Source organism: Arthrobacter sp. 2YAF22_2 (genome assembly GCF_052114645.1).
Classification (GTDB): Bacteria; Actinomycetota; Actinomycetes; order Actinomycetales; family Micrococcaceae; genus Arthrobacter.
This window is the reverse complement of the sequence record NZ_JBFRFD010000229.1, coordinates 1-5596: the sequence shown is the minus strand read 5'-3', so window position 1 is coordinate 5596 and position 5596 is coordinate 1. Positions and strand designations below refer to the sequence as shown.

Sequence of the window (5596 nt, the reverse complement as noted above, 5' to 3'; positions counted from 1 at the left end):
GGCCCGATGACCCGCGCCATGCTGCTGGCCAACGTGGTGGAGACCGCCGAACGGCACCTGCACGAGGGACACGCCGCAGCACCCAACTGACTCGCAGTAGGTGTCGTTTTGACCGCTCAAAACGACACCTACTGCGAGTCACCCGGGCGAAGTTCGTAAATAACCGAACAATTTTACGAAAAGACTCTTTCATAGTTTGTCGGCATCGGCTAGCGTGTTCGGGTGCCTGAACTTGTCTCGAAAGAAACGCCCGTGACCAGCCCCGCCGAAACCGGCCAGCCCCGGTATGTCATCACCGCCGAAAACCTCACCAAGAGCTACGGCGACGTCACCGCCGTCGACGGCATCTCGTTCCGAGTGCCGGCCGGTGAAGCCTTCGGACTGCTCGGCCCGAACGGCGCCGGCAAGTCGACCACCATGAAGATGATCGGCGGGGTCTCGCAGCGGACCTCCGGCAGCCTGAGCATCATGGGCCTGGACCCGGAGCAACACGGCCCCGAGGTCCGCGCCCATCTGGGCGTGGTCCCGCAGCAGGACAACCTGGACGAGGAGTTGCGGGTCCGCGACAACCTGCTGGTCTACGGCCGCTATTTCGGCCTGCCGATGAGCTACCTCAGGCCCAAGGCGGACGAACTGCTCGAGTTCGCCCAGCTGACGGACAAGGCCAAGTCCAAGGTGGATGCGCTCTCCGGCGGCATGAAGCGCCGCCTCACGATCGCGCGGTCCCTGATCAACGAACCCCGGATCCTGCTCCTGGACGAACCCACCACCGGCCTGGATCCGCAGGCCCGGCACATCCTCTGGGACCGGCTGTTCCGGCTCAAGGAACAAGGCGTCACCCTGATCCTCACCACCCACTACATGGATGAGGCCGAGCAGCTCTGCGACCGCCTGATCGTGGTGGACAAGGGCCGGATCATGGCCGAGGGGTCGCCCGCCAGCCTGATCCGCGAGTACTCCACCCGCGAGGTCCTCGAACTGCGCTTCGGCTCCGAACGCAACGCCACGATCGGCGCGGAGCTCGAGGGCATCGGCGAACGCATCGAGACGCTCCCCGACCGGGTCCTCATCTACGCGCACGACGGCGAAGCCGCGCTGGAGCAGGTCTCCCTGCGGGGCCTGCACCCGGTCACCTCGCTGGTGCGCCGGTCCTCGCTCGAAGACGTCTTCCTGCGCCTGACCGGCCGGAGCCTCGTTGACTAATCCACTTCAAGCTCAGCCAACGACGACGGCGGCGGGGCCTGTCCTTCGCGCACACCCGCCGGCCGTCTCCGCGGCCCGCGCCCGCCGCTGGGGCGCCTTCTACTACGCCGAGCAGGTCCTGCGGGTGATGAAAGGCTACGGCTGGACCATCGTCATGTACGGCGTCGGCCAGCCGGTCGCCTACCTCTTCGCCATGGGCGTGGGCCTGGCCACCCTCGTGGATACCAACTCCGCGGCGGCCTTCGGCGGCGTCAGTTACCTGGCGTTCATCGCGCCCGCGCTGCTGATCTCCGCGGCRGTGATGACGGCGGCCAACGAGTTCACCTTCCCGGTGATGGACGGCTTCAAATGGCGCCGTGTCTATTACGGCCCGCACGCCTCGCCGCTGACGCCGGAGCAGATCGCGGCCGGCCAGATCATCGCCGTGACGGCACGTTTCCTGCTGCAGTCGGCGATCTACTTCGGCGTCGTCRCACTGTTCGGTGCGTCCCCGGGGGGCTGGGGCTGGGTTTCAATCCTGGTGGCCACCCTGGCCGGACTGTCCTTCGGCCTGCCGCTGATGGCGTACGCAGCTACCGTCAAGGAAGACAAGGGCCAGTTCGCCATGGTGATGCGCTTCATCGTGATGCCGTTGTTCCTGTTTTCCGGAACGTTCTTCCCGCTGGACACGCTGCCGCTGGCGGTCCGCTGGATCGGCTGGATCTCACCAATCTGGCACGGCACCCAACTGGGCYGTGTCTTCAGCTACGGCTATCAGGAATCAGCGCTGCTCACCGCAGTCCACGTCGTCTTCCTGGTCGCCCTCGCCGTCGTCGGCTGGGTCCTGACCCGGCGCCAGTTCGCCAAAAGGATGGCATCATGAGTGCAATCGCCGGCCACGCCGCCACCGAGGCCGCACGCAACCGGCGGTTCGGACCGCTCTACTCACGCAACGTGCGCGCCGTCGTCGCACGCGGGCTGATGGCCACCAAGAGCAGCAACTGGATGGTCATGCTCTCGGGATTCTTCGAACCCGTGCTGTACCTGATCTCGATGGGCGTGGGCCTGGGCGCGATTGTCGGCGCCGTGCAGGGCCCCGGCGGGCAACCGATCTCTTACGCCGCGTACATCGCCCCGGCGCTGCTGGCCGTGTCGGCGATGAACGGCGCCGTCTACGACTCCACCTGGAACGTCTTCTTCAAGATGAACTTCGCGAAGCTCTACCAGGGCATGCTCTACACCTCGCTGGGGCCGGTCGACGTCGCGATGGGCGAGATTTTCCTCGCCCTGCTGCGCGGGGCGCTGTACGCCACCGGGTTCACCGCCGTGATGGGCGTGATGGGCCTGATCACCACTCCGTGGGCCATCCTGATGATCCCGGCCGCGGTCCTGATTGCCTTCGGCTTCGCGAGCTTCGGGATGGGCATCACCAGCTTCCTGAAGACCTTCCAGCAGATGGACTGGATCAACTTCGTGATGCTACCGATGTTCCTGTTCAGTGCCACCTTCTACCCGTTGAGCGTCTACCCGCAGGCCGTCCAGTGGCTGATCCAGGCGATGCCGCTATGGCACGGGGTGGAGCTGCTCCGCCAGATCAGCGTAGGCGCGTTTTCCCCGGCTACCGCGGTGCACATCGGCTATTACCTCGTCATGATCGTGCTCGGCGTGGCGCTAACCACCGGCCGGCTCCGCAGGCTCTTCCTGAAGTAGGCCGCCAGCCCCAACTAACTGGCAGCAGGTGTCGCTTTCAGGGCTCAGAACGACAACTACTGCTACCCAGTTGGGGTTCGCCGGTTGGAGGCGTTCGCCCGGGGTGGAAGCGCCGCTCCGGGCTGGGCGGGTTTGCGATAATGGGCTCATGCAATCTCTGGGCACCCCTTCCTCCAAGCCGTCCGCGTTCAACGCCGCCACCGGAAAGTTCTCTATGTTCCGCATCGGCGGGCTCGGGATGACGGTCTTCATCATCGCCTTCCTGGTGGCTGTCATCTTTGCGGCGAACCAGAACGACGTCGTGGGCTGGGTCGTGGCCGTCATCGCCGCCTTCTGGCTGGCGCTGGCGGCCTTCGTGGTGTTCAGCATCCAACGGGCCGCCAAAAGGGCCGGTGCCAAGCTGAATGAGGCGCAGAACGCGTTCAACTCCGCGGTGGGCCGGGCGCCGTCGTCCGGCAGTGCCGACCATGGCGGAACGCGGCTGGTGGGCGAACGCCGCGACGCCGATGACCTTCGCGACATGAAACTGGACCACTCCTTCAAGATCGTCCAGGTGCAGGTCCGCGTGGTGGAGCAGGAACGGGCCAAGGGCGCGGCGTCGGACCCGGAGACCATCCGCCGCGCGCTGGAAACCATCGAGATCACGGCCACCAATGCACGGGACATGATCAAGGCCGGGGGCGGCTCGGACGAGCCCGTCAGCGGAACCATCATCGACTAGAGTGGAGCGGGTGAGCTCGGCATTGGAGAAGGACCACCTTCGCATCGCATCGGTAAACGTCAACGGCCTCCGCGCCGCCTACAAGAAGGGCATGGCGGAGTGGCTGGCGCCGCGGGACGTGGATATTCTCTGCCTCCAGGAGGTGCGCGCACCGGACGCGATCGTCCGGGAACTGCTCGGCGAAGGCTGGTACATCCTGCACGCCGAAGCCGAAGCCAAGGGCCGCGCCGGTGTAGCCATTGCCTCCCGCACCGAGCCCACGGCCACCCGGAACGGCATTGGTGACGACTACTTCGCCACCGCCGKCCGCTGGGTCGAGGCCGACTACATTGTCCGCGACGCCGCCGGGCAGGCGTCGCAGCTGACTGTGGCCAGCGCCTACGTGCACTCCGGCGAGGCCGGCACCCCGAAGCAAGAGGACAAATTCCGCTTCCTTGACGTGATGGTCAGCCGCCTGCCCGAACTGGCCAAGCACAGCGACCACGCGCTCGTGGTGGGTGACCTCAACGTCGGCCACACGGAGCTGGACATTCGAAACTGGAAGGGCAACGTCAAACGGGCCGGCTTCCTGCCGGAGGAGCGCGCTTATTTTGACCGCTTCTTCGGCGAGGACATCGGTTGGAAGGATGTACACAGGGGCCTGGCGGGTAACGTCGACGGCCCCTACACTTGGTGGTCGCAGCGGGGACAGGCCTTCGACAACGACACCGGCTGGCGTATTGATTACCATCTGGCCACGCCCGCCCTCGCCGCCGCCGCGGTGTCGGCAGTTGTTGACCGGGCGCCGTCCTGGGACACACGCTTCTCCGACCATGCCCCGCTGGTAGTGGACTACCGGCTCTAAGTCCGAAGGTTTTCATCAACATGACTAGCTCTCCCGCCGCCACTTCCAAGAAGCGCATCCTCTCCGGCGCCAAGCCCACCGCGGACTCCCTGCATTTGGGCAACTACATCGGCGCCGTGCGCAACTGGGTGGACATGCAGGCCGAATACGACGCCGTGTTCTTCATCCCGGACCTGCACGCCATCACTGTCGACTTCGAACCGTCCGAGTTGGCCAAACGGACCCGCGTGGTGGCGGCCCAGTACATCGCGGCCGGGATCGATCCGGACAAGTGCATCTTCTTTGTGCAGTCACACGTGCCCGAACACGCGCAGCTTGCGTGGGCCCTGAACTGCATCACGGGCTTCGGCGAAGCGTCCCGGATGACCCAGTTCAAGGACAAGACGCAGAAGTCCGGCGCGGAAGCCGCGACCCTGGGCCTGTTCGCCTACCCCACCCTGATGGCCGCCGACATCCTGCTCTACCAGACGGACTTGGTCCCGGTGGGGGAGGACCAGCGCCAGCACCTCGAGCTGACCCGCAACCTGGCACAGCGCTTCAACACCCGCTTCGGCGAAACGTTCACGGTTCCGGAGGCCACCATCCTGAAGGCCAGCGCCAAAATCTACGACCTGCAGAACCCGGCGGCCAAGATGTCGAAAACGGGCGAGTCGCCCAACGGATCGATCCAGCTGCTCGAGGAACCCAGGATCGCCGCCAAACGCATCAAGTCCGCCGTGACGGACGCCGGCACGGACATCCGCTTCGACCCGGAGGAGAAGCCTGGCATCTCCAACCTGCTGACCATCTATTCGACGCTGACCGGCAAACCGGTCGCGGACCTGGAAGCCGAGTACCAGGGCAAGATGTACGGCCACCTGAAGACTGACCTGGCCGGGGTGATGGTCGACTTCATCACCCCGCTGCGGAACCGGACAAACGAGCTGATGGCCGATCCGGCCGAGCTGGACCGGCTGCTGGCGCAGGGCGCGGAGCGGGCGCGGGAAATCGCTTCGGTGACGTTGGCCCGGGTCTACGAGCGCATGGGATTCCTGCCGTCCCTCAGCTTGGCGGGAGTCCGCTAGCGCAATGTCCTCCGTCAGCAAGGTCACAGCCAGCGACACCGGCCGCGCCGCCCACCACAGCGCGCGCAAGGGTAC

At 65.7% G+C, this 5596-nt stretch carries 6 protein-coding genes; all 6 read left to right on the top strand.

The genetic code is table 11. From position 1 onward, the window contains the following. The first annotated feature begins 252 nt into the window (after positions 1–252). The 6 genes from AB4Y86_RS10750 to trpS all read left to right on the top strand — a co-directional run bounded on the left by AB4Y86_RS10750 (position 253) and on the right by trpS (position 5521). A complete protein-coding gene (locus AB4Y86_RS10750; protein WP_441402225.1) occupies positions 253–1203 on the top strand; it encodes an ABC transporter ATP-binding protein in 951 nt (316 codons plus the stop codon). After that, positions 1196–2065: an ABC transporter permease gene (locus tag AB4Y86_RS10745; protein ID WP_441402224.1), complete on the top strand. Its 870-nt coding sequence runs from the start codon at positions 1196–1198 to the stop codon at positions 2063–2065. The genes AB4Y86_RS10750 and AB4Y86_RS10745 overlap by 8 nt, the downstream gene beginning before the upstream one ends. Continuing rightward, a complete protein-coding gene (locus AB4Y86_RS10740) occupies positions 2062–2892 on the top strand; it encodes an ABC transporter permease (protein WP_441402223.1) in 831 nt (276 codons plus the stop codon). The genes AB4Y86_RS10745 and AB4Y86_RS10740 overlap by 4 nt, the downstream gene beginning before the upstream one ends. A 148-nt stretch (positions 2893–3040) precedes the next feature. After that, positions 3041–3613 carry a hypothetical protein gene (locus AB4Y86_RS10735; RefSeq protein ID WP_441402222.1) on the top strand — a complete coding sequence of 191 codons (573 nt, stop codon included), beginning with the start codon at positions 3041–3043 and terminating at the stop codon, positions 3611–3613. A gap of 10 nt (positions 3614–3623) precedes the next feature. Then, the gene (locus AB4Y86_RS10730; RefSeq protein ID WP_441402221.1) at positions 3624–4457 is read left to right on the top strand and encodes an exodeoxyribonuclease III; all 834 of its coding nucleotides are present in this window, start codon (positions 3624–3626) and stop codon (positions 4455–4457) included. A 20-nt stretch (positions 4458–4477) separates the two neighbouring features. Beyond that, positions 4478–5521 (top strand): tryptophan--tRNA ligase, encoded by a 1044-nt coding sequence (gene trpS / locus AB4Y86_RS10725; protein ID WP_441402220.1) that lies wholly within the window; start codon positions 4478–4480, stop codon positions 5519–5521. Positions 5522–5596: the final 75 nt, after the last annotated feature.

Bases quoted from the DNA above. Each gene is read 5' to 3' on its own strand.
- AB4Y86_RS10735 (WP_441402222.1), top strand. From the start codon at position 3,041: ATGCAATCTCTGGGCACCCCTTCCTCCAAGCCGTCCGCGTTCAACGCC.
- AB4Y86_RS10740 (WP_441402223.1), top strand. From the start codon at position 2,062: ATGAGTGCAATCGCCGGCCACGCCGCCACCGAGGCCGCACGCAACCGG.
- trpS (WP_441402220.1), top strand. From the start codon at position 4,478: ATGACTAGCTCTCCCGCCGCCACTTCCAAGAAGCGCATCCTCTCCGGC.